The sequence below is a fragment of the Paenibacillus sp. R14(2021) genome, from assembly GCF_019431355.1.
GTDB lineage: Bacteria > Bacillota > Bacilli > Paenibacillales > Paenibacillaceae > Paenibacillus_Z.
Genome location: NZ_CP080269.1, coordinates 3,705,832 through 3,729,581, shown reverse-complemented (window position 1 = coordinate 3,729,581; position 23,750 = coordinate 3,705,832). Strand labels below are relative to the sequence as shown.

Sequence of the window (23,750 nt, the reverse complement as noted above, 5' to 3'; positions counted from 1 at the left end):
AGGGCTGGCGAAGCGGGCTGTAGTCAGCATATTCTCCAAAATTGTCACGTTTATGGAATGGCGTGCGTTATGTTATACTAAACATACGATCATTGGATTTATTCTAAAGTAGAGGTGAATGACAGTGTTGGACCGTTTACAAGCACTCGCTGACCGGTATGAGAAGCTGAGCGAGCTGTTGTGCGATCCGGATGTGGCAAGTGATCCGAAGCGCCTGCGCGACTTCTCCAAGGAGCAGTCAGATTTGCAGCCCGTTTACGAAGCATATACGGAATACAAGCAAGTATCCGAGCAGCTTGACGATGCGAAAGTCATGCAGAACGAGAAGCTCGACGATGAAATGCGTGAAATGGTGAAGATGGAAATCGATGAACTGAGCACGCGCAAAACAGAACTGGAAGAAGTCATTCAAGTGCTTCTGCTGCCGAAGGACCCGAACGACGACAAGAACGTCATCGTGGAGATCCGCGGTGCGGCGGGCGGGGACGAAGCTGCCCTGTTTGCATCTGATTTGTACCGCATGTACATGAAATTTGCGGACACCCAAGGCTGGAGAATCGAGCTCATGGAAGCCAGCGAGAGCGATCTTGGCGGGTTTAAAGAGGTTATTTTCATGGTCACGGGTAAAGGTGCGTACAGCAAGCTGAAATTCGAGAGCGGCGCGCACCGCGTACAGCGTATCCCGGTGACAGAGTCCGGCGGCCGGATCCATACGTCTACGTCGACGGTAGCCGTTATGCCGGAGGTTGAAGAGGTCGAGATCGAAATCTTGGATAAAGATATTCGCGTCGACACGTATTGCTCCAGCGGCGCGGGCGGACAGTCTGTTAATACGACGAAGTCCGCGGTTCGCGTGCTTCATGTGCCGACGGGCATCATGGCGCAATGTCAGGACGGCAAGTCCCAGAACGAGAACAAGGCCAAGGCGCTTCAAGTGCTTCGCGCCCGTATCTCCGATCTGCGCCGTCAAGAAGAAGAAGCCAAATACGCCGGAGAACGCAAGAGCAAAGTCGGCACAGGCGACCGCAGCGAGCGGATCCGCACGTACAACTACCCGCAAAGCCGGGTGACGGATCACCGTATCGGCCTCACGCTGCATAAGCTGGATTCCGTGCTGAACGGCGACATGGGCGAGATCATTAATGCACTGACGCTGACGGCGCAGACGGAATTGATGGAGCGGGAAAACCTGGCGTAAGGTTAAACGCAAAGCTGGAACAACAGCGTGCCTGCGTGAACGCGGGTTTGAACCAAACAAACGGGAGCTGCCTTGGGGCGCTCCCGTTTTTGCGGCATAATGGGTGTTAGTCGCAGGATGAAGCAGGTGCGGTGGCAATTTCAGTTAAGCATGAACAGCGACATAGGGAGGTGCTGCGCGGATGGCGGAGCATAAGAATATAGGGATCGGCGCTGCGGGACCGCCGCAGCCCTTGACGATCGGAGAAGCCTGCGTGCGCGCGGCTTCCCTGCTGAAGGCGCGCGGCATTATGGAGCCGCGCAATAATGCGGAGCTGCTGCTCCTGCATGTGCTGGGGCTGGACCGCGCGGCATTGCTGCGCGACTGGACGGAGCCGTTTCCGCCGGAGCAGCTGGCGGTGTGGGAGGCCCTGATCGCGCGCAAAGCGGCGGGCGAGCCGGTGCAGTATTTGATCGGCGAGCAGTGGTTCTACGGCTTGCCGTATACGGTGACGCCGGCGGTGCTTATTCCGCGGCCGGAAACGGAGCTGCTCGTTGAAGCGGTGCTGGAGGCGGCCGACCGGTTGTGGCCGGAGGCGGCAGGCACGGCAGCGGATGGAAACGGCGTACTACCGCTGGGTGGGGCAGCAGGGGCGAGCAGTATGCGCGGAGCGGCTGCGGCGGGAGAGCGTACCGTGCCGACGGTTGTCGATGTCGGCACGGGCAGCGGCGCCATCGGCGTGACGCTTGCGGCGCTGCGTCCAGGGTGGCGGGTTTGCGCGTCCGATTTGTCGCCGGACGCGCTTGAGGTTGCTCGCGCGAACGCGGCGCGCCATGATGCGGCGGCGCGCATGACGTTCGTGCAGGGCGACCTGCTCGGGCCGTTCGCGCAGCCGCGGCCCGGAGCGCACGATGGCGGGGCCGGGGGCGTTGCCGGCCTGCGCATCGACGTATTGGTCTCGAACCCGCCGTATATCCCGGCGGGCGATATTGCCGGCCTGCAGCCGGAGGTACGCGATCATGAGCCGCGTCTCGCGCTGGACGGCGGCGACGACGGCTTGACGCCGTACCGGCGCATGGCGGAGCAGCTCGCGCTGCTCTCCGCGATGCCGCGCATCGTCGGCTTCGAGCTGGGCATCGGCCAAGCGGAAGCCGTCGCGGACCTGCTCCGCGGCATCGGCGCATGGCGCGAAGTACGCATCATCACCGATTACGCCGGAATCGACCGTCACGTGCTGGCAGTGGAGTAGCCATAAATCATAGATCGGCCTTACAAAGGAAGGCGTCCCGCTTACGGACGCCTTCCTTTGCTTCTCTCTTCCTTCTTGCAATTTTTTTAATAGCCTGCTAGGTTTACAGACTGCCGACACCGGACATACTGGGGATATAATCGTTCCGGAACGCAAGCCGCCGCACCGACGGGTGCCACAAAGGAGCTTGTGTCATGATTCGCACTTATTCCCGTTTTCCTTATCGTCCTGTTTATGGCTATGTGCTGCTGATTGCAGCGATCCTTCTTATGAGCTGGGAAAGCCAGCGCGCCGACGCGGCGATTGCCGGCGGAAGCATCCCTGCGGAATCCATCCGTCTGCGGATTCTGGCCAATTCCGACAGCGCGTCCGATCAAGCGGTCAAACGCGAGGTGCGCGACGCTGTCGTTGCCGAGATGAACAAGTGGGTAACAGGTCCCCAAACGATCGTGGAAGCCCGCAGCACGATCCGCTCGCATATGAGCGACATCGAAGCGATCATTGCCGCCAAGCTGCAAGCGCGCGGTTTTCAATACGGCTATCACGCGGAGCTCGGCATCGTGCCGTTTCCGACTAAAATATACGGAACTCAGGTTTACCCGGCAGGCAACTACGAAGCGCTTCGCATCACCTTAGGCGCCGGCGCCGGTCAGAATTGGTGGTGCGTCTTGTTCCCGCCGCTCTGCTTCGTGGACGCGGTAAGCGGTGAAGCGTCGACCCCTGCTGCCTCGGCAGCGACGGCAGCAGCAGTTAAGGCTGGCGACAAACAAACCGATTCCGGCGCCAAAACGGCAAATGTCTCCAAGCCTTCCGCTTCGGTTTCGAAGAGTGCAGCTGCAGTGCAGCCTGCCAAAGCCGAACAGGAGAGCACGCCTAAGCAGCCGGAAGTGAAGTTTTTCCTGTGGGAGCTTATCAAATCCATCTTCAGCTTCTTCAAGCATCTGTTCTAATCCGGATCGGCAGAGGTTAAACAACTACCTGGCCTATATACCATAAAGGCTCACTCGCATCCTGTGCGAATGAGCCTTTATTTGCAGCCAACCGGGTAAACGCAGTGATAGGGACAGCCATTCGCCTATACTCAACTGATGTACAGAGTCTCCGAGGCGGATTTAAGCAGCCTTCTCGAGCTTCTCCTCTTGCGGCTTCAGCCGTGGAAGGAACAAGCAGACCGGCAGTGCGACGAGCACGATCAGCATGGCAATGAAATACACGTCGTTCACGCTCATCGTGAAGGACATCACGCGGATATGCGCTTGATCCTTCACGCCGGCTTTGACGAAGTCCTGCGCATGATGCACGGCCCGCGAAGAAAGCAGGGAGGTGAATACGGCGATGGAGAAGGAACCAAATACGTTGCGCACCCAGTTGTTCAGGGACGATGCGTGGCCGCTCAGATGCTTCGGCACGGCTTGCATGCCCGCGTTGCTGGCAGGCATCATGGAAAACGAGATGCCAATATTGCGGATCACCATACAGAATACGATGTACTTGTGTGAAATATCGACGCTCAGCCAGCTGAGCGGCAGCGTGCCTGCGGCCATCAGCAATATGCCGATCGAAAGCAGGACGCGCGGACTCGTCAACGTATAGAGTTTTCCAACGAACGGCATCATGAGCGCCATCGCAAGCGACGCGGGGAGCAGGATCAGGCCCGTTTCGAGCGGCGTAACCTGCTGGATATTTTGCAGGAAGACCGGGGTTAGGAACGTACCAGAGTACAGGCTGATCGTAATGATGCTGGAAACGACGAGCGCGATGGAATAGCGGCTGATCGCAAGCACGCGCAGATTGAGCAGCGGCGTCTCTGCCGTCAGCTCGCGCCAGATGAACAGGATTAAGAAGACGATGCCGCAGATGAACAACGTCAGCGTCTGCCAGGATGACCAGCCCCACTCGCGGCCGTGCGACAGCGCAACAAGCAGCGTGGAGCTGCTGATGATGACGGTGATGAAGCCGATCAGATCGAATTTCTTCGGCACATTAAGCCGATAGTAAGGAATATACGCCATGATCAGCGCGATGCCGGCAACTGCGATCGGTACGTTGAACCAGAACAGCCACTGCCAGCTCATATTGTCCAGCAGCCAGCCCGCGTACGTGGGTCCGAGCGCCGGCGCAAGCATGGCCGAAGCGGCCCAGAAGCTGATGGCCATGGCTTGCTTCTCGCGAGGGATGATTTGGTAGACGATCGCCATCGTAATCGGCGAGACCATGCCGGTGAACGCGCCTTGCAAAATGCGAAAAGCAATGAGCGATTCTGCGTTCCAAGCCAGCGCGCACAAAACACTTGTGAGCGTGAACCCGGACATCGCGAAAATAAACAGCCGCTTATAGCTGAACCTTTCGCCGAAATACCCGGTAATCGGGGCGAACGTGCCCATGGCGAGCAGGAAGCCGGTGAGTGTCCACTGCACGGTACTTAGCTCCGTGTGGAATTGATTCGTGAGCACGGGAATCGCGATATTGATCGTACTGACATTAAGGACCGACACGAAGCTGCCGAAGAAAACGGCAATCATGATCGGCAAAATGCGGATCTGCTTCTGTGGTTCGGACGATTGCATAGAAGTAAGCCTCCGTTCAAATTTACTATATGTCTATATTGACATAATAAAAAGGGACAAATGAAATCATACTGCTGCGGCCTCCCGCCGTCAATGCAAGCGAATCGTGACAGCGGGCCGCTGGGCTCAATTTAACCGCATACACGGGGGCAGAGCTTGGTTTTTCGTGGAATTGCTGGCGATGCCGCGCAATCGGCGTTTGCTGCAAGGATAGGCGGCTGCGGCTTCGTTTCATGCTGGATGGCGTATGCTATAATAGAAATTAAAAACGACGCAAATTTTTGCAGAAGCCGGGGAAGCAGAGAAGTGAAGCGATGAAGATACCTGTACGAAACACAACCAATTGGCATGTAGACAGCCATTCGCCGGATCGCGAGCAGTTGAAGCCCGCAGCGGAACGGCTTAAGTCTGGCGGAACCGTAGCCTTTCCGACGGAAACCGTGTACGGTCTGGGAGCAGACGCGCGGCGCACGGAAGCGGTGGAACGGATTTTCGAGGCTAAGGGCAGGCCGTCCGACAATCCGCTTATCGTTCATATCGCGGACCGTGCGCAGCTCGCGGAATTGACGGAGCCGCTCGCAACCGAAGCTGCCGCGCAGCTGGCCGGACGGCTCATGGACCGCTTCTGGCCGGGGCCGCTCACGTTCGTGCTGCCGGTGAAGCCCGGGGCGGTATCGCCGCGTGTGACCGCCGGGCTGGACACCGTTGCGGTGCGGATGCCCGCGCATCCCGTCGCGCTTGCGCTGATTGCGGCGTCGGGCTGCCCGCTCGCCGCGCCGAGCGCGAACCGTTCGGGCCGCCCGAGCCCAACGCTGGCTTCGCATGTACGCGACGATCTGGACGGCCGCATCGACGGCATCGTCGACGGCGGGGCAGCGGGTGTCGGCTTGGAATCCACCGTCGTCGAGATCGTGGACGGCGGAACGGTTCGCATGCTGCGTCCGGGCGGGGTCACCGCTGAAGCCCTGCGGGAAGCAGGCGCTGAGGTCGTCTACGACGCGGTTGCCGCGCCGGAGAGCAGCTCGAACGCGGCAGACGCGCAAGCGCCCCGCTCGCCCGGCATGAAATACGCGCATTACGCGCCGCAAGGGCTCATGCAGCTGGTCAAAGGCGACGCCGAAGCGGTCTCCGCCTGGATCGGGGCGCAGGTCCGCGAGGCGCGCAAGAACGGCGAGCGCACGGGCGTGCTCGCCTTCGCCGAGCATGCCGCTCGGTACGACGCCGACTGCGTGCTCGTCGTCGGCAGCCTCGCGCGGCTTGATTCCGTCGCGCACGGCTTATACGCCTCGCTGCGCGAGTTCGATGCGCAGGGCATTCAGCGCATCTGGGCCGAGACGTGCCCCGAGCAAGGCATCGGGCACGCGCTGATGAACCGCTTGGCCAAAGCCGCCGGCCACGCGGTCATCGAGGTCTAGCGGGCGGCAGACCTCGCCCGCCTGGGCCGCCCGCGCATCCGAGGCTCAGGCTGATGCGCCGCAATCGCGTGCCTGCAATGCTGCCCTGAGCGCAAACCGCCGGGGGGGGCCATTCCCTCGCACTTCGGCGTCTCCCAGCCCAGCCGCCTTGTCCCGCCTCTGGGTCATCTTTCCAATCTTGTCCGCATATGCTTGGAGGAGATAGCGGACAAGGAGTGAGTGGAATGTTGGAGGCGGGCATGGATACCGGGCAGCTGCTTACGCTGATCATTATCGCGGTAGCGCTCGGCATGGATGCTTTTTCCCTTGGCGTGGGTATCGGGCTCAAAGGCATACGGATGCTGGAAATTCTCAAGCTGAGCGCCATTATTGCAATTTTTCACATCATTATGCCGCTGATGGGCATCTTTATGGGTAACTACGTCGGGGCCCTGCTCGGGAGCGTGGCAACCTCGGCGGCTGGAGGCTTATTGCTTCTGCTCGGCGGCCATATGATCTACAGCTCGCTTCGCGGGGAAGCCGCCCAGTCCATCAATCACCGCAGCTCGTGGGGGATGCTGATCTTCGCGCTCAGCGTCAGTATTGATTCGTTCTCGGTCGGCATCTCGCTTGGGATGTTCGCCGTCGATATGCTGCTGGCCGTGCTCTTGTTCGGCTTTGCCGGCGGCCTCATGTCTATCATAGGACTGTTGATCGGCCGCCGCGTCCGTTCCAGCCTCGGCGAGTATGGCGAGGCGGTCGGGGGCGTCATTCTGCTCACCTTCGGTCTTTTAATCTTATTTTGACAGCCAAGCTAGAGGAGGGAATCACGCATGAAACGAATCTTATTCGTCTGTACCGGCAATACGTGCCGTTCTCCGATGGCGGAGGCCATGCTTCGGTCGCTTGCGCAGAAACGCGGCTTGGCGCTGGAGGTTCGTTCCGCGGGCGTTTCCACGGTCGACGGTCTTCCTGTATCGGCGCACGCGCAGACGGCGCTGCTTCGCCGGGACATTAAACATAACAATGGTTCCACTGCGCTTGAGAATGGCTCCGTTACCTGGGCGGATTTGATCCTGACGATGACGGCAGGCCATAAACGCAATCTGCTGCAGCGATTTCCGGGCGCGGTGGATAAGACCTACACGCTGCTGGAGTTCGTCAACCGCGACGAAGAGCTTCTGCAGCAGATCGCGGAGCTCGAGAGCCTCTATACGGATTGGCAGATGAAGCAGGCGCTCGGCGGCCAGCTGACGAGCGCGGAACGCGCAAGGCTGTTAGAGCTGGAGGGCGGTATTCCGAGCTTCGATATCGCGGATCCGTTCGGAGGGCCGCTGCATGTCTACGAGCAAAGCGCGGACGAAATCGAGAAGGCGCTGATCAAGCTGCTTGATCGTTTGCAGCGTTGAAAAGGGCATGCGGGAATCGCGGTTTTGGATTGATTTTGCCGCCGCGATCCGTTATGATAAAAGCAACTAAAGACGGTTTCCGATGTAACTGGCGACGAAAGTGGGTCCAACCACGGTGGAGCATCGGATCATACGGCCGGTCGCCTGGGCAAAGAGCAGCGTGCGTAAGCATGCTTGCTCTTTTTTCGTCTTTTACGGCGAAATCAGGTATACTAAAACCATTGTGATTCGACATTTTCCGCCAGCGTGCGGTCTCATTGGGAGGTATATGGAATATGAAAATCGCCATCGGAGCAGACCACGGAGGCTACAGCCTCAAGGAAATCGTGGTGCCTTATATACAGTCGCTCGGCCATGAGATCATTGATCTCGGCTGCGATTGCAATGTGTCGGTCGACTATCCGGATTACGCGATGCCGGTATGCGATCATGTTGTGAAGGGAGAGGCCGACCGCGGCATCCTGATTTGCGGCACCGGCATCGGGATGTCGATTGCGGCAAACAAGGTCGCCGGCATCCGCTGCGCGCTCGTTCACGATCTGTTCTCGGCGCAGGCGACGCGGGAGCATAACGACACGAACGTGCTCGCGATGGGCGAGCGCGTGATCGGGCCAGGCGTTGCGCAGGAGATCATCCGCATCTGGCTCGAAACGCCGTTCTCGAACAGCGAGCGCCATGTGGGCCGCCTGAACAAAGTGAAGGCGATCGAGGACAAGTACGCGCATGCGTCTAAAACGGAATAAGGAGCGGATCCACAAGTGAGCGATAGAGGAGCGGCAATGGAATTGTCGCGGCTGTCCCGCGATGTGGAGACCGTGGTCCGCGAGCTCGCGGACGTCTCGGGCCTCCGCGCGGGTCAGCTGCTGGTCATCGGCGTATCGACGAGCGAAGTGCTGGGGCAGAGAATTGGGACCTCCGGCACGATGGAGACGGCGGAAGCGATTTATGCCGGCGTTGAAGCCGTGCGGCGCGAACTTGCGTTCTACCCCGTATTTCAGTGCTGCGAGCATTTGAACCGGGCACTCGTCATGGAAAGGGATGCCGCGGAGCGTTACGGGCTGGAGCTTGTCTCCGCTGTTCCCGTGCGCAGGGCGGGCGGCTCGATGGCAGCTTACGCATTCAATCATTTGCAGGACGCATGCCTGACTGAGACGGTACAGGCGCATGCGGGAATTGACATCGGCGACACGTTTATCGGTATGCATTTGAAGCGCGTGGCCGTTCCGGTCCGTCCTTCCATTCGTTCCATCGGCGAGGCGCATCTGACGATGGCGTACGCCCGTCCTAAGCTGATCGGCGGAGAACGTGCGGTTTACGCGCGACAAACGGAGCAAGAAGCCGTCACAGGCTCCTGCGATTAAATCCACTACGTTAATTATTTTAAGGAGGATATACGAACATGGAAAACCTACGTAAGCAAGATCCGGAAATCTTGAAAGCACTTGGCCTTGAGCTGCAGCGCCAACGCGACAACATCGAGCTGATTGCATCCGAGAACATCGTATCCGAGGCTGTACTTGAAGCAATGGGTTCGGTACTGACGAACAAATACGCGGAAGGCTACCCGGGCAAACGTTACTATGGCGGCTGCGAGCATGTCGACATCGCTGAAGATATCGCGCGCAATCGTGCGAAAGAACTATTCGGTGCCGAGCACGCGAACGTTCAGCCCCACTCCGGTGCACAAGCGAACATGGCTGTATACTTGGCAGCATTGAACCCTGGCGATACCGTTCTGGGCATGAACCTCGCGCACGGCGGTCACTTGACGCACGGCAGCCCGGTTAACGCTTCCGGTATTCTATATAACTTCGTTTCTTACGGCGTAAACGAAAACACGTTCACGATCGATTATGAAGAAGTGCGCAAGCTGGCGTTCAAACACCGTCCGCGCATGATCGTCGCAGGCGCGTCGGCTTACCCGCGCATCATCGATTTCGAAGCGCTCGGTAAAATCGCTGACGACGTAGGCGCGCTGTTCTTCGTCGATATGGCGCATATCGCAGGTTTGGTTGCTGCAGGTCTTCACCCAAGCCCAGTGCCTCACGCGCACTTCGTTACGACGACAACGCACAAGACGCTTCGCGGACCTCGCGGCGGTATGATCCTGTGCCGCAAAGCATGGGCAGCGGCGATCGACAAAGCCGTATTCCCGGGCTCCCAAGGCGGTCCGTTAATGCACATCATCGCGGCCAAAGCCGTTGCATTCGGCGAAGCGCTGCAGCCTTCTTTCAAAACATACGGCAAGAACGTCGTGGACAACGCCAAAGCGCTTGCTGACGCCCTGATTGCCAAAGGCATCAACATCGTCTCCGGCGGCACGGACAACCATCTCATGCTGATCGATCTTCGCAACCTGAACATCACAGGCAAAGACGCGGAGCATGTGCTGGATTCCGTTCAAATCACGGTCAACAAGAACGCGATTCCGTTTGACCCAACAAGCCCGTTCATTACAAGCGGTATCCGCATCGGTACGCCTGCGGCGACTTCGCGCGGCTTGGGCGTGGAAGCGATGGCGACCATTGCGGAAGTTATCGCCATGACGCTTAAGAATCCGAAGGACGAAGCGGTGCTTGAGAAAGCGCGCGGCATGGTCAGCGATCTCGTATCACAGTATCCGCTGTATCCGGGCATGACGTATTAATCATCGGTTCCCCGTTCATCAAACTGCCTGCATCCGTCTGACGACGGTGCAGGCAGTTTTTTTCTGTCCGAAAATCAGATCATTTTCGACAAATCTCGATATAATTATCAACCTTATTGTGGTAAATTTAAGACACTATCAACATAAATGAGGGATATGAATTGGACCACATGCACGGTTCGTACGATTCCGTATTGGTAATTTTCTCTTATCTTGTAGCCGTCGTCGCCTCCTATACCGTTCTCGATTTGGCGGGGAGAATCAGCACCTCCAGGGGAAGGAATCGCTGGCTGTGGCTCTTGTTCGGCGCGGTTGCCATGGGCATGGGCATTTGGTCGATGCATTTTGTCGGAATGCTGGCGCTGTCGTTCACTGTTCCAGTCGCCTATAATCTATGGCTTGTATTCATATCGGTGCTGGTGGCAATAGCCGCATCGTTCGCTGCGCTGCATATTGTCGGCGGCAGCCGGTTCGGTCTTCGCCAGCTCCTCTCCGGTGGGTTTCTGCTCGCGGCCGGTATCTCGGCGATGCATTATATCGGGATGGCGGCGATGCAGGTCGATATCACCTATGATCCGTTATATTTTGCGCTATCCATCGTGATCGCGATTGCCGCCTCCAACGCAGCGCTTTGGCTGTCGTTCTACTTCCGTAAGGAAGGCGGCATAGGAGACGTCTGGAAGAAAATTGGAAGCGGTTTAATTATGGGAGCCGCCGTCGTCGGTATGCATTATACGGGGATGCTGGCCGCCAGCTTTCATATGGGAACCAAGATGGGTATGGCCTCCGGTCAAATGCTGGAGCAGAAATGGCTGGCGTATTTCATCTCGGGCGGCACCTTGTTCACGCTTGGCATGTCGCTGCTTGGGATCTACATCTCCAATCGCTTCTCGTATAAAGACAATGAGATTCAGGAGAAGAGCAATGAGATTTACATGATCAACCTAGAATTAAGGCAGCTGAACGATAACCTCGAGGAGCTTGTTACGGAGCGCACCGCACAGCTGGAGAGGGCGCATGACGAAGCGATCGAAGCCAATCGGGTCAAGAGCCAGTTTCTGGCCAACATGAGCCACGAGCTGCGTACGCCGCTTAACGCCATCATCGGCTACAGCGAAATGCTCAAGGAAGAGGCGGAGGACCTCGGGGAAGTGACCTTCGTCGAGGATCTTGGCAAAATCAGCAAAGCCGGCAATCATCTGCTTGCACTAATTAATGATATCCTGGATATTTCGAAAGTCGAAGCCGGCAAGATGGAGATGTACTACGAAACCTGCGACCTGGAGGAAATGGTGCAGGATGTACTTACGACCGTCCAGCCGCTGATCGTAAGCAACGGCAACCGCCTCGAGACAAGCGCCGTACAAGGCGAGATTACGACGGATATGACGAAGCTTCGGCAAATTCTGATCAATCTGATCAGCAACGCGGGCAAGTTCACCAAGGAAGGCACGATCAGCCTGGACGTCTTCCGCGAGTCCCGCGCCAGTCAAGAGGGCTATGCCTTCCGCATTAAGGATACTGGAATCGGCATGACGACCGAACAGGTGGAGAAGCTGTTCCAGCCGTTTACGCAGGCAGATTCCTCGACCACCCGCAAATACGGCGGAACCGGTCTTGGACTTGCCATCAGCCAGAGCTTTAGCAGCCTGATGGGCGGCAGCATATCGGTCGAAAGCGAGATGGGGGCCGGAAGTGCGTTCACCTGCTGGCTGCCTGTGTCGCCATCCAGCTCGGAGACCATCTCGCCGCAGGCGGTTGAATACGAGGCGGTAGAAATGAATCATGCCAGCATTCTTCTGATTGACGACGAGCCCTACAACCAGCAGCTCATGCGGCGGTATTTCGCCAAAGAAGGCTGGACGATGGCCTTTGCCGAGAGCGGCGAGGAGGGCCTCCGCCTGTCGAAGAAGCTACGCCCGAAGGTGATCTGCCTGGACATTCTAATGCCCGGAATGGACGGGTGGAGCGTATTGTCGGCACTGAAGAACGACCCGGAGCTGCGCGATATTCCCGTCGTCATCTGGTCGATGACCAATGACAAGCAGCTTGCCTTTACGCTGGGCGCTTCGGAGTTTCTGACGAAGCCGGTGCAGCGGGACCAGTTGATCGATGTGCTGGACAAGTACGTCTCGAACCGCAGCGACCGTTCTATTCTTGTTATCGAAGACGACGCTACGACGAGCGAGCTGATGACCAAGCTGCTGCAGAAAGAAGGCTACACGGTCATGCAGGCCGGGAACGGCCGGATTGCCCTCGAGGGCATGGCCCAGGATGTGCCTGCGATGATTCTGCTGGATCTCATGATGCCGGAGATGGACGGCTTTCAATTCGTCGCCGAGCTGCGCAAACAGGAGAGCTACAAGGATGTACCGATCGTCGTTATCACGGCGAAGTCAATCACTTCGGAAGATCGGCTGAGGCTGCACGGCTTTGTTAAGAGCGTCGTTCAAAAAGGCTCCTTTAACCACAAATCGCTCATTGCGGAAATTGGCCAATTCATCGCCGCCGCCCAAGAGAAGCAGGAGTGAGGCCCGAATCATTCAGCGGGTGCGGCGCGACTGATTCCTACAAGAAGAGAAGAGGAGGCTTGACCCGATGAACACTATACTGTTGGTCGAAGACAATGAAATGAACCGCGATATGCTGTCTAGGAGACTGACGCGCAAAGGATTTGTCGTCATGACGGCCGAGGACGGCAAGCAAGGCGTCGAAATGGCGGTTAAGGAACGGCCGGATCTCGTCTTGATGGATATGAGCTTGCCCGTTCTGGACGGATGGGGAGCCTCCCGGCTGCTCAAGGGCACGCCGGAAACAAAGGAAATCCCCATCATCGCTTTGACGGCTCATGCCATGACTGGAGATAAGGAGAAGGCCTACGATGCGGGATGCGATGATTTCGACACCAAGCCCATTGATTTGGAGCGGCTGCTCGGCAAGATACAAGTCTGGCTGGAGAAGCGCTGAATAGAAGAAAAGCCGTGAATGGATGCAGGATTAAGCAGGATTGAAGCGTTATGGAGTCAAAGTTACCTTACAGACAGAATGCGATGGCTATAATAGATGAGGTGAACCCAATGGATGCTTTTGATCCGAAGCTCGCAAACGTACTGATCGTGGACGATCAGGAATACAATATCAGTCTCTTGGAGCGCATCTTGAAACGCGCGGGCTTCCGGCATATCCACAGCACGATGGATCCGCATGAAATCCAGCAGCTGCTCTCGACGATCGCTCCGGATATCGTGCTGCTGGATTTACATATGCCGGGAATGGACGGCTTGGAGGCATTGAAGCTCATTCGCGAGCAGATGGGGGAGGAGCAGTATCTGCCTGTTCTGATGCTGACGGCGGATATTACGCCTGAAGCCAAGCAGCATGGACTGCAGGCGGGCGTTAACGATTTCTTGACGAAGCCGTACGATCGGACGGAAGTCGTGCTTCGTATGAACAATTTACTGCGAACGCGGCATCTGCACCTGCAGCTGCAGCAGCACAACAACATGCTGGAAGCGCGCGTGCGCGAGCGCACGGAAGAGCTGGAGCAGGCGAAGCTCGAGATTCTTCAGCTGCTCGGGCGGGCCGCGGAGTACCGCGATGATATGACGGGACAGCATACGCAGCGTGTAGGCAAGCTGTCGGGTCTGATCGCGGCCCGTCTCGGGTTTTCCGACCATAGAATTCAATTGATCGAGATGGCGGCGCCCCTTCACGACATCGGCAAAATCGGCATCTCCGACGAAATCTTGCTCAAGCCGGGCCGGTTCGAGCCGGAGGAGTTCGAATACATGAAGACCCACACCAAGATCGGTGCGAGCATCTTGGAGGGCAGCGCGTTTGCGGTATTGAAGCTCGCCGGCATCATTGCGGAATCCCATCACGAGAAGTGGGACGGTTCCGGCTACCCGCGGGGGCTGAAGGCCGAGGAAATTCCAATCGAGGCGCGGATTGTGGCGCTTGCCGATTTCTTTGACGCGCTGACGCATGAGCGGCCGTACAAGAAGGCCTGGTCACCTGACGAAGCGATCAGCGAGGTACAGAGGCAGCGGGGCATTCATTTTGATCCGAAGCTCGTAGATGTGATGCTGCAATTATTCCACCTTAACGAAATTCCTCTGAGGGACGAAGAAGCTTCTTAACCGAGGCGCGGCAAGCGGTGTCCTGGTGCTCGTTCGTACTGGAAGAGCGCATTCGGACGGCATTCGAAGATGCAAGAAATCGATGCTTTCGGGCATACTTTGCGTAGGTTTTTTGTTTTCATGTGCATGAGGTGCACATTGGGCCGCCGGATGCTATAATAGTCAGTTGAAGAAGCTCTCCAGGAGGATGAATTATATAATGGGCACTCTTACAATTTGCGACCATCCGCTCATCCAGCATAAGCTGACGTTTATTCGCAACAAGGATACCAAAACAAAAGATTTCCGCGAGCTCGTCGATGAAATCGCGACCATGATGGCGTATGAAATCACGAGGGATTTGCCGCTTGAGACGATTTCGGTAACGACACCGATCGTTGAAGCGTCGAGCAATGTCATCTCGGGCCGCATGCTGGGCGTCATACCGATTCTGCGCGCAGGCCTTGGCATGGTTGAAGGGATGCTGAAGCTGATTCCGGCTGCGAAAGTCGGTCATATCGGCTTGTTCCGCGACCCGCAGACGCTGCAGCCTGTCGAGTATTACGTGAATTTGCCTTCCGACGCGACCGAGCGCATGCTCATCGTTGTCGATCCCATGCTGGCAACCGGCGGTTCCGCCATTGCGGCTATTGCGGCGCTCAAGTCGCGCGGCTGCGCTCAAATCAAGCTGATGTGCCTCATCGCGGCGCCGGAAGGCGTGGAAGCCGTTCAGCAAGCACATCCCGACGTGGACATTTATTTGGCTGCGATGGACAGTCACCTCAATGATCACGGCTACATCGTACCGGGTCTCGGCGATGCCGGCGACCGCATGTTCGGAACCAAATAATAGGAGTGAGCCCATTGGCTAAATTGAAAGTAATGACGATTTTCGGCACGAGGCCGGAAGCGGTGAAGATGGCTCCGCTCGTGCTCGAGCTGCAAAAGCATCCCGACGAGATCGAATCCGTTGTTTGCGTAACGGCTCAGCATCGCCAAATGCTGGACCAAGTTCTCGATTTCTTCAAAATCACGCCCGATTACGATCTGAACGTCATGAAGGACCGTCAAACGCTGACGGAAACGACCGTTCGCGTGCTGGAAGGGCTGGAGCCGGTGCTTCGCGAATCCAAGCCGGATATCGTGCTCGTTCACGGCGATACGCAGACGACGTTCCTTGCGAGCTACGCGTCCTTCGTGCAGCAAATTCAAGTGGGCCACGTCGAGGCCGGACTCCGCACCTGGAACAAAATGTCCCCGTACCCGGAGGAAATGAACCGTCAGCTGGCAGGCGTGCTGTCTGACGTTCACTTTGCCCCGACGGATAAATCAGCGGATAATCTGCGCAAGGAGAACAAACCGGAATCGGCTATCTACATTACCGGCAACACGGCGACCGACGTGTTTCAGTATACGGTCGACTCTTCCTTCACTCACCCCGTCATCGAGTGGGCTGCGGGCAAACGGATGATTCTCATGACGGCACACCGCCGCGAAGCATTGGGCGAGCCGCATCGCAATATTTTCCGCGCTGTCAAACGAATTGCGGACGAATTCGAGGATGTGGTCATCGTCTATGCCGTGCATCCTAACCCGGCGGTGCGCGAGCCGGCGAACGAAATTCTCGGCAATCACCCGCGCATTAAGCTGATTGAACCGCTTGATGTCTTCGAGATGCATAACTTCTTCCCCCATACGTATATGATCATGACCGATTCTGGGGGTATCCAGGAAGAAGCGCCGTCGTTCGGTTTGCCGACGCTTGTGCTTCGCGATACGACCGAGCGCCCAGAGGGCATTGAAGCGGGAACGCTGGAGCTAGTCGGCACGGATGAAGCCGTCGTATACGACAGGGCGCACGCTTTGCTGTCGGACCCGCAGCTGTATGCGCGGATGAGTCAAGCCGCCAATCCTTATGGCGATGGTCAAGCCTCGGTACGAATCGTCCAGGCGATCCTGCATCATTTTGGAAGACGCGCCGAGCGCCCTATTTCGTTCACACAACGTTCATAGGTTGCCCCAATAGACTGGTATCACTGAGAAGGCTACAGCATACAGTGCTACTGTACGGTTGTAGACCTCGAAAAACCTAGGTAAATCAAGGGTTTTGGGCCATCTGTTCACTAAATGTTTGAATTTATATCAATTGACAAATAGGAACCAGCTTGGCTAAAATAAATAAGAGTTTTGGAGTGATTCGTGATGAATTCATCCCATAACGACAACAATCGCAATACGGGGAACGACAGCCTTGGCGACAATCCTTGGCGGGCCATGGGCCTTATCGGCTCCGTCGGCGGTACAATCGGCGTATGTCTCGGTCTGGGCTACTGGATCGGCTCGAAGATTGACCGTGCGCAAGGTACTGAGTATGGTGCTATCATTGGCATGGCCGCAGGCTTTATCATCGCGGCAGTCATTGCCATACTACTGATTCGAACGTTTACAGGGGGCAAAACAAAAGCATGAAAGATTTGCCGAGCCACCTTCGAACGGTTAAGCGTATTACGTTCTTTTTTTTGTCCGCATGTTTTGTTGGATGGGCCCTTCTTCCGGAGTACAAACCGCTTTTTGGCGGATTGATTCTCGGCGCTGCGGCAAGTCTTGTAAACGCCTTCCATCTTTCATGGAAAGTACAACGAATCGGTGCGAAAGCTGCTGCTGCGCAGAGCTCCAAGCGAAACAATCTTGGATTTCTGACGCGCGCATGTATCGCGCTGCTCGCGGTAGTGATTGCTACCGAGTATCTTTCTTACAATCTCTACGGCGCGGTCGCAGGATTATTTGTTGCTCAATTGGCAACACTCATACTGGGATTTCGTTCCATGAGTAGATCGGCAGCAAGGCATTCTTCCGATGAAAGGGGTGAAAACAACTAAATGGAGCATATTTTTCCTGAAGTGCATCTGGGCGGCATTCGCTTTGACCTGGCTGCAATTTTCATGATTGTTGTCACCAGCATTATCGTACTGATTCTTGCAAGATTGGCAGTGCGGGGTGCGTCGGTAACGAACCCGACCAAAATGCAAAACTTTTTGGAGTGGGTCATTGAATTCGTTATCAATATCATCGGCACGACGATGGATCTCAAGAAAGGTCGTCCTTACTTGACGCTCGGCATCGCGCTGATCATGTACCTGTTCGTAGCCAACTTGCTGGGCTTGCCTTTCGGTATCGTAACGGAAGCGCATCACGGCGCTACATTCTGGGGCATGGAACTTGATTTGGGCGGTAAGGATGAAGCACACATCTCCTGGTGGAAATCACCTACGGCGGATGTCGCTGTGTCCGGTGCGCTCATGGCAATCGTTATCGTTCTGACGCATATTGAGGGCTTGCGTCGCAACCGCAAACATTACCTCAAACACTATTTCGAACCATACATTGCATTCTTCCCGCTGAATTTGATCAAAGAGGTCGCGAAGCCATTGTCCCTCTCTCTTCGTCTCTATGGTAACATTTTCGCAGGCGAGGTCATGATCTCTGTTATCATGGGCATGGGTTGGTTTGGTATTCCAGCTCTGATCGTATGGCAAGGCTTTAGTATTTTCGTAGGCGCTATTCAATCCTTCGTATTCGTTATGCTAACCATGGTGTACATGTCGCAGGCTATCGTCCACGAAGAACATTAACACAGTAACAAACCTGCTAATCAGTAGGAAAAAATAAACTATTTTCTAACATTTAAGGAGGATTTCTCTAATGGGAGCTTTAGCATTAGTTGCAGCAGCAATTGTATTTGGTCTTGGAGCACTAGGTGCAGGTATTGGTAACGGTTTGATCGTAGGTCGTACAGTTGAAGGTATCTCCCGTCAACCAGAACTTCGCGGTACGCTTCAAACGACAATGTTCATCGGTGTAGCGCTTGTAGAGGCATTGCCAGTTATTTCCCTCGTTCTTGCGTTCATCTTCCTTGCAAAAGCCTAAGCATATTATCGCAATGCGGCGGGGAGTGCCATATGCCTCCGCGCCTTCCTTTTGCCTGTTTCCCCTATCGGAGATCGGCTAATCCATGGAAAGGAGTGACGTACGTTGGATATCGTATGGTCCAATTTTTTCATCCAACTGATTTCTTTCGGCATTCTGTACTGGTTGCTTAGCCGTTACGCTTTCGGCCCGCTCTTCTCCATCATGGAGCAGCGTAAGCAGTTCGTAAAAGAACAGCTTGAGAACGCGGAGAACAGCCGCAAACAAGCGGAGCAGCAGTACGAAGAGCAGAAACAAACGTTGCAACAAGCGCGCAAAGACGCGTATGACATTATCGAGCAGGCGAAACAAACGAGCTCGAAGCAAGCGGACGAAATCGTACAAACTGCTAAATCCGAGGCCAGCCGTCTGAAAGACGACGCAGTCAAGGATATCGAGAGCGAGAAAAACAAAGCAATTGCCGCACTTCGCGGTCAAGTCAGCGGCATGTCCGTCATGATTGCTTCCAAAATTATCGAGAAACAAATCGATGATCAATCGCAGGAGCAGCTCGTTAACCAATACTTGAATGAGGTTGGAAGCAAATGAGCCGCGAGAGCGTCGTAGCTAAACGCTACGCTAAAGCGCTGTTCGAACTGGCACAAAGCAATAATGCGGTCGCTGATGTTGAGAAACAGCTCAAGATCGTCGTTGACGCTTTGTCCGGGGATGCACAAATCCGTAAGTTCCTGGAACTGCCAAACGTCGAGGTCAGCAAGAAGATCGCCATTATTAAAGGTGCTCTATCCGACAAAGTGTCCGTTATGGTTCTGAATACGGTGGAACTTCTTATCGTTCGCGGCCGTCAAGGCGCGCTCGAGGATGTGTATGAAGCTTATACGAAAGTAGCGGGGGATGCGCTGGGTCAGGCACACGCTACCATATATACAGCCAAATCGTTGTCCGCGGAAGAGCTGTCCAAAGTGGCAGCGCAATTCGGCACGATGGTCGGCAAACGCATTATCGCGAAACAAATCGTTGAACCAGCTCTGCTCGGCGGCGTACAAGTGCGTATCGGCGATCGTCTCTATGACGGCAGCCTCTCCGGCAAGCTTGCTCGATTGGAACAAGCATTGAAAACTCAAGCATTGTAGATAGGGGTGAACGGAATTGAGTATCAGACCTGATGAAATCAGCACGCTGATTAAACAACAGATCGAACAATTTAAATCCGAAATTCAAGTCGTAGATGTCGGTACGGTCATCCAAGTCGGTGACGGTATCGCACGTGTACACGGGCTCGAGAACGCAATGGCAGGCGAACTGCTTGAATTCTCGAACGGCGTTATGGGCATGGCCCTTAACCTTGAAGAAAGCAATGTCGGTGTCGTTATCATGGGACCTTATACAGGTATCCGTGAAGGCGACCAAGTAAAAAGAACCGGACGTATCATGGAAGTTCCAGTCGGTGAAGCGCTGCTTGGCCGCGTTGTTAACGCACTGGGCCAACCGGTTGACGGCAACGGTCCGATCAACACAACTGAAGCACGTCCAATCGAATCACCGGCACCGGGCGTTATGGCTCGTAAATCGGTATTCGAACCTATGCAAACAGGTATCAAAGCAATCGATGCGATGATTCCTGTCGGCCGCGGTCAACGTGAGTTGATCATCGGCGACCGTCAAACAGGTAAAACGCAAATCGCGATCGACACGATCGTCAACCAAAAAGGCAACGGCGTTATCTGTATCTACGTTGCTATCGGTCAAAAGCAATCCACAGTTCGTACGGTTGTTGAATCCCTTCGCCAACAAGGCGCTTTGGAATACACAATCGTCGTAACGGCGAGCGCTTCCGAGCCGTCCCCGCTGCTTTACATCGCACCTTACACAGGCTGCTCGATGGGCGAGTACTTCATGTACAACGGCAAACACGTTCTTGTTATCTATGATGATCTTTCCAAACAAGCGGCAGCATACCGTGAGCTTTCCTTGCTGCTCCGCCGTCCTCCGGGTCGGGAAGCTTATCCGGGCGACGTTTTCTACCTGCATTCCCGTTTGCTTGAGCGCGCAGCGAAGCTGAACGATGAGCTTGGCGGCGGTTCCTTGACTGCTCTGCCGTTCATCGAGACGCAAGCCGGCGATATCTCGGCTTACATCCCAACGAACGTAATTTCTATTACGGACGGTCAAATCTTCCTTGAGTCCGATCTGTTCTACTCCGGTCAGCGTCCAGCGGTTAACGTTGGTAACTCTGTATCCCGTGTAGGTTCCTCGGCTCAAATCAAAGCTATGAAAAAAGTTGCGGGTACACTGAAGACTGACCTTGCCCAATATCGTGAATTGGCAGCATTTGCAGCATTCGGATCCGATCTTGATAAAGTAACGCAGTCCCGTCTGAACCGCGGTGAGCGTACTCTGGAAATCTTGAAGCAGGGCGTTAACCAGCCGCTGCCGGTAGAGCGCCAGGTCGTTTCCCTTTATACGGTAACGCGCGGACACGTTGATGATATTCCTGTACAAGATGTACGTCGTTTCGAAGCAGGACTCCTTGCCTTCGTGGATGCCAATAAGCCTGAGATTTACGCTTCCATCCGCGATACGAAAGATTTGACTTCTGACAATGAGAAAGTTCTTGTTGAAGCAATCAAATCGTTCAAAAACAGCTTTGCTGTTTCGGTATAAACCATTTCTTCAACCTTCGAACCGCATGCAGTGCGCTGCGCGCGGTTCGAGAAATAGCGTGGAATAGAACTGGCCAAGGGTGTCGCTTGCGACACCAAGTGGTCGGTAATAAGGTGGTGACAACGAATGGCTAAAGGTATGCGCGAAATTAAACGCTCGATCAAGAGCAAGCAGAATACGAAACAGATTACGAAGGCTATGGAGATGGTTGCATCCGCTAAGCTCAAAAGAGCACAAGACGCGGCTGTAGCATCCCGTCCCTATACCGACAAGATCAAAGAAGTCGTAGCGAGCATTGCTTCGGGCGGAGGCGCGATTAAGCATCCGATGCTGCAAAGCCGCGAAATTAAGCGTACGGCCTATCTGGTCGTGACTTCAGATCGTGGTTTGGCAGGCGGTTATAATGCGAACGTGCTGCGTAAAGTGTGGGTGACGCTTCAAGAGAAGCATAAGTCTCCTGCGGAATACGATGTTTTTGTTATCGGACGCAAAGGCCGCGACTACTTCAAGCGCAGAGGGATCACCTTGGCGGACGAAGTAACCGGATTGTCCGACTCGCCGAAATTTGCCGATATCAAATCGCTTGCGGCAGCAGCTGTCAAAGGATTTGAAGCAGGCAAATACGATGAGTTGAACCTCGTATACAACCAATTCTATAATGCAATTACCCAGGTTCCTGTCATTAAGCAGCTGCTTCCACTGGATCAGTCGCAATTTACAGGCGCGAAGGCAAGCTATGAATACGAGCCGTCACCTGAGAAGGTGCTCGACGTTCTACTTCCCAAATACGCGGAGACGGTTATTTACAGCGCGGTATTGGAAGGTAAAGCGAGTGAGTTCGGCGCTCGTATGACTGCGATGGGCAATGCAACGAAGAACGCGACGAAGATGATCGCTGGCTTGACGTTGACGTACAACCGTGCGCGGCAAGCGGCAATCACGCAAGAAATCGCAGAGATCGTCGGCGGAGCAAACGCGCAGGCATAAGGGGTATAACAAACAAGTGTCCGGAGTAATCTTGCTCCGGACCGCTTAAATAAATGCTTCCGGAGAAGTTCTTCTCCGGAAAACTAAGTATCGCTTCCGGGGTCAGCTTTCCTCCGGAAAGCTTACAAGTCTACGCTTCCGGAGTCACCTTTCCTCTGGAAAGCTTTTAGGAGGTACATGAATGAGCAAGGGGCGTGTAGTCCAGGTAACAGGACCCGTCGTTGACATTGCGTTCGACAACGGACATTTGCCTGAGATTCTTAATGCGATAAAAATCGAGAAAAAAGCTCAAAACGCGGGCGAGCGCGATATCAACCTTACGGTTGAAGTAGCAACTCACCTCGGCGACAACTTGGTTCGCTGCGTTGCGATGTCTTCCACTGACGGTCTCGTCAGAGGAACAGATGCTGTAGATACGGGCAAGCCGATCACTGTACCTGTAGGACCGGCAACACTGGGCCGTGTATTTAACGTATTGGGCGATCCAATCGACAACAATGGTGATGTTGACCGCACGATCGCTAACCCGATCCACCGTCAAGCACCGGCGTTCGACGAATTGTCGACTTCCCAAGAAATCCTGGAAACAGGGATTAAAGTTATCGACCTTATGGCTCCTTACTCCAAAGGCGGTAAAATCGGTCTCTTCGGCGGTGCGGGCGTAGGTAAAACCGTAACGATGCAAGAGCTTATCCACAACATCGCACAAGAGCACGGCGGTATCTCCGTATTTGCCGGCGTTGGTGAGCGTACTCGTGAAGGTAATGACCTTTACCACGAGATGAGCGATTCCGGCGTTATTGCAAAAACGGCGATGGTATTCGGTCAAATGAACGAGCCTCCAGGTGCGCGTCTTCGCGTAGCTTTGACAGGCCTCACAATGGCTGAGTATTTCCGTGATGAAGAAGGAAGAGACGTTCTTCTGTTCGTCGATAACATCTTCCGTTTCACACAAGCTGGTTCTGAAGTATCCGCTTTGCTCGGCCGTATGCCATCCGCAGTAGGTTACCAGCCAACGCTGGCAACTGAAATGGGTCAACTGCAAGAGCGTATCACTTCGACGAAAAAAGGTTCCGTTACTTCCATTCAAGCCATCTACGTTCCTGCCGATGACTATACGGATCCGGCTCCTGCAACGGCGTTTGCCCACTTGGATGCAACGACTAACCTTGAGCGTAACATCGCAGCAATGGGTATTTTCCCGGCTGTAGATCCGCTCGCTTCGTCTTCCCGTATTCTGACGCCTGAAATTCTTGGCGAAGAGCACTACCAAGTTGCTCAAAGCGTTAAGAAACTTCTTCAGCGTTATAAAGAGCTTTTGGATATCATCGCGATCCTCGGTATGGACGAGTTGTCTGAAGATGACAAACTCATCGTAATCCGTGCTCGTCGTATTCAATTGTTCTTGTCGCAGCCGCTTCACGTTGCCGAAGCGTTCAATGGTATGCCAGGTCTGTACGTACCGGTTAAAGAAACGGTACGCAGCTTTAAGGAAATTCTTGAAGGTAAGCACGATGACCTTCCTGAACCGGCATTCCACAACGTCGGAACAATTGAAGATGCAGTTGCGAAAGCGAAGAAACTCGCGCAAGAGGTTTAATTCGCGGATGC

At 55.1% G+C, this 23,750-nt stretch carries 24 protein-coding genes and 1 riboswitch; of the genes, 23 read left to right on the top strand and 1 reads right to left on the bottom strand.

All coding sequences use genetic code 11. The features are described from left to right. The first annotated feature begins 124 nt into the window (after nt 1-124). The 3 genes from prfA (at nt 125) to spoIIR (ending at nt 3,376) form a co-directional block, all read left to right on the top strand. Entirely contained in the window at nt 125-1,198 is a 1,074-nt protein-coding gene (gene prfA / locus KXU80_RS17345) for a peptide chain release factor 1 (RefSeq protein WP_219834470.1), read from the top strand. 181 nt (nt 1,199-1,379) lie between these two features. Further along, nucleotides 1,380-2,426 (top strand): peptide chain release factor N(5)-glutamine methyltransferase, encoded by a 1,047-nt coding sequence (gene prmC, locus KXU80_RS17340; RefSeq protein ID WP_219834469.1) that lies wholly within the window; start codon nt 1,380-1,382, stop codon nt 2,424-2,426. 194 nt (nt 2,427-2,620) lie between these two features. Next, the gene (gene spoIIR / locus KXU80_RS17335) at nt 2,621-3,376 is read left to right on the top strand and encodes a stage II sporulation protein R (RefSeq protein WP_219834468.1); all 756 of its coding nucleotides are present in this window, start codon (nt 2,621-2,623) and stop codon (nt 3,374-3,376) included. A 162-nt stretch (nt 3,377-3,538) separates the two neighbouring features. Here the strand turns inward: spoIIR and KXU80_RS17330 are convergent, their stop codons facing one another. Further along, nucleotides 3,539-4,993: an MDR family MFS transporter gene (locus KXU80_RS17330; protein ID WP_219834467.1), complete on the bottom strand. Its 1,455-nt coding sequence runs from the start codon at nt 4,991-4,993 to the stop codon at nt 3,539-3,541. A 314-nt stretch (nt 4,994-5,307) separates the two neighbouring features. Here KXU80_RS17330 and KXU80_RS17325 point away from each other — a divergent pair, with 314 nt between their 5' ends. The 20 genes from KXU80_RS17325 (at nt 5,308) to atpD (ending at nt 23,739) form a co-directional block, all read left to right on the top strand. After that, entirely contained in the window at nt 5,308-6,408 is a 1,101-nt protein-coding gene (locus KXU80_RS17325) for an L-threonylcarbamoyladenylate synthase (RefSeq protein WP_219834466.1), read from the top strand. Between the two features lie 224 nt (nt 6,409-6,632). Continuing rightward, entirely contained in the window at nt 6,633-7,193 is a 561-nt protein-coding gene (locus KXU80_RS17320) for a manganese efflux pump MntP (RefSeq protein ID WP_219839094.1), read from the top strand. Nucleotides 7,194-7,220: 27 nt separating this feature from the next. Continuing rightward, entirely contained in the window at nt 7,221-7,796 is a 576-nt protein-coding gene (locus KXU80_RS17315; protein WP_219834465.1) for a low molecular weight protein arginine phosphatase, read from the top strand. Nucleotides 7,797-7,870: 74 nt separating this feature from the next. Then, nucleotides 7,871-7,953, top strand: a riboswitch (ZMP/ZTP riboswitch). Between the two features lie 118 nt (nt 7,954-8,071). Next, complete coding sequence (gene rpiB / locus KXU80_RS17310) at nt 8,072-8,539, top strand: ribose 5-phosphate isomerase B (protein ID WP_219834464.1); 468 nt, start codon at nt 8,072-8,074, stop codon at nt 8,537-8,539. A 36-nt stretch (nt 8,540-8,575) separates the two neighbouring features. Next, nucleotides 8,576-9,157, top strand: coding sequence for a TIGR01440 family protein (locus KXU80_RS17305; protein ID WP_219839093.1), 582 nt, complete (start codon nt 8,576-8,578; stop codon nt 9,155-9,157). A gap of 38 nt (nt 9,158-9,195) precedes the next feature. Further along, nucleotides 9,196-10,443 (top strand): serine hydroxymethyltransferase, encoded by a 1,248-nt coding sequence (glyA, locus tag KXU80_RS17300; protein ID WP_219834463.1) that lies wholly within the window; start codon nt 9,196-9,198, stop codon nt 10,441-10,443. A gap of 170 nt (nt 10,444-10,613) precedes the next feature. After that, a complete protein-coding gene (locus KXU80_RS17295; protein WP_258171468.1) occupies nt 10,614-12,974 on the top strand; it encodes a hybrid sensor histidine kinase/response regulator in 2,361 nt (786 codons plus the stop codon). A gap of 67 nt (nt 12,975-13,041) precedes the next feature. Further along, nucleotides 13,042-13,410 carry a response regulator gene (locus tag KXU80_RS17290; protein WP_219834461.1) on the top strand — a complete coding sequence of 123 codons (369 nt, stop codon included), beginning with the start codon at nt 13,042-13,044 and terminating at the stop codon, nt 13,408-13,410. 50 nt (nt 13,411-13,460) lie between these two features. Then, nucleotides 13,461-14,582, top strand: coding sequence for an HD-GYP domain-containing protein (locus KXU80_RS17285; protein WP_258171046.1), 1,122 nt, complete (start codon nt 13,461-13,463; stop codon nt 14,580-14,582). A 199-nt stretch (nt 14,583-14,781) separates the two neighbouring features. Beyond that, a complete protein-coding gene (upp, locus tag KXU80_RS17280; protein WP_219834460.1) occupies nt 14,782-15,411 on the top strand; it encodes a uracil phosphoribosyltransferase in 630 nt (209 codons plus the stop codon). A 14-nt stretch (nt 15,412-15,425) separates the two neighbouring features. Continuing rightward, nucleotides 15,426-16,574 (top strand): non-hydrolyzing UDP-N-acetylglucosamine 2-epimerase, encoded by a 1,149-nt coding sequence (gene wecB / locus KXU80_RS17275; RefSeq protein ID WP_308858097.1) that lies wholly within the window; start codon nt 15,426-15,428, stop codon nt 16,572-16,574. A 189-nt stretch (nt 16,575-16,763) separates the two neighbouring features. Beyond that, entirely contained in the window at nt 16,764-17,030 is a 267-nt protein-coding gene (locus KXU80_RS17270; RefSeq protein ID WP_219834459.1) for an AtpZ/AtpI family protein, read from the top strand. Next, on the top strand, nt 17,027-17,440 hold the full coding sequence (locus KXU80_RS17265) for an ATP synthase subunit I (protein ID WP_219834458.1): 414 nt from the start codon (nt 17,027-17,029) through the stop codon (nt 17,438-17,440). The genes KXU80_RS17270 and KXU80_RS17265 overlap by 4 nt, the downstream gene beginning before the upstream one ends. Next, nucleotides 17,441-18,193: a F0F1 ATP synthase subunit A gene (gene atpB / locus KXU80_RS17260; protein WP_219834457.1), complete on the top strand. Its 753-nt coding sequence runs from the start codon at nt 17,441-17,443 to the stop codon at nt 18,191-18,193. 70 nt (nt 18,194-18,263) lie between these two features. Further along, a complete protein-coding gene (gene atpE, locus KXU80_RS17255) occupies nt 18,264-18,488 on the top strand; it encodes a F0F1 ATP synthase subunit C (RefSeq protein WP_219834456.1) in 225 nt (74 codons plus the stop codon). A gap of 105 nt (nt 18,489-18,593) precedes the next feature. Beyond that, the gene (atpF, locus tag KXU80_RS17250) at nt 18,594-19,076 is read left to right on the top strand and encodes a F0F1 ATP synthase subunit B (RefSeq protein ID WP_219834455.1); all 483 of its coding nucleotides are present in this window, start codon (nt 18,594-18,596) and stop codon (nt 19,074-19,076) included. Then, a complete protein-coding gene (locus KXU80_RS17245) occupies nt 19,073-19,621 on the top strand; it encodes a F0F1 ATP synthase subunit delta (RefSeq protein ID WP_219834454.1) in 549 nt (182 codons plus the stop codon). The genes atpF and KXU80_RS17245 overlap by 4 nt, the downstream gene beginning before the upstream one ends. A gap of 16 nt (nt 19,622-19,637) precedes the next feature. Beyond that, complete coding sequence (gene atpA / locus KXU80_RS17240) at nt 19,638-21,152, top strand: F0F1 ATP synthase subunit alpha (protein WP_219834453.1); 1,515 nt, start codon at nt 19,638-19,640, stop codon at nt 21,150-21,152. A gap of 126 nt (nt 21,153-21,278) precedes the next feature. Continuing rightward, nucleotides 21,279-22,139: an ATP synthase F1 subunit gamma gene (gene atpG, locus KXU80_RS17235; protein ID WP_219834452.1), complete on the top strand. Its 861-nt coding sequence runs from the start codon at nt 21,279-21,281 to the stop codon at nt 22,137-22,139. A gap of 181 nt (nt 22,140-22,320) precedes the next feature. Continuing rightward, complete coding sequence (gene atpD / locus KXU80_RS17230) at nt 22,321-23,739, top strand: F0F1 ATP synthase subunit beta (protein WP_219834451.1); 1,419 nt, start codon at nt 22,321-22,323, stop codon at nt 23,737-23,739. Nucleotides 23,740-23,750 lie beyond the last annotated feature (11 nt).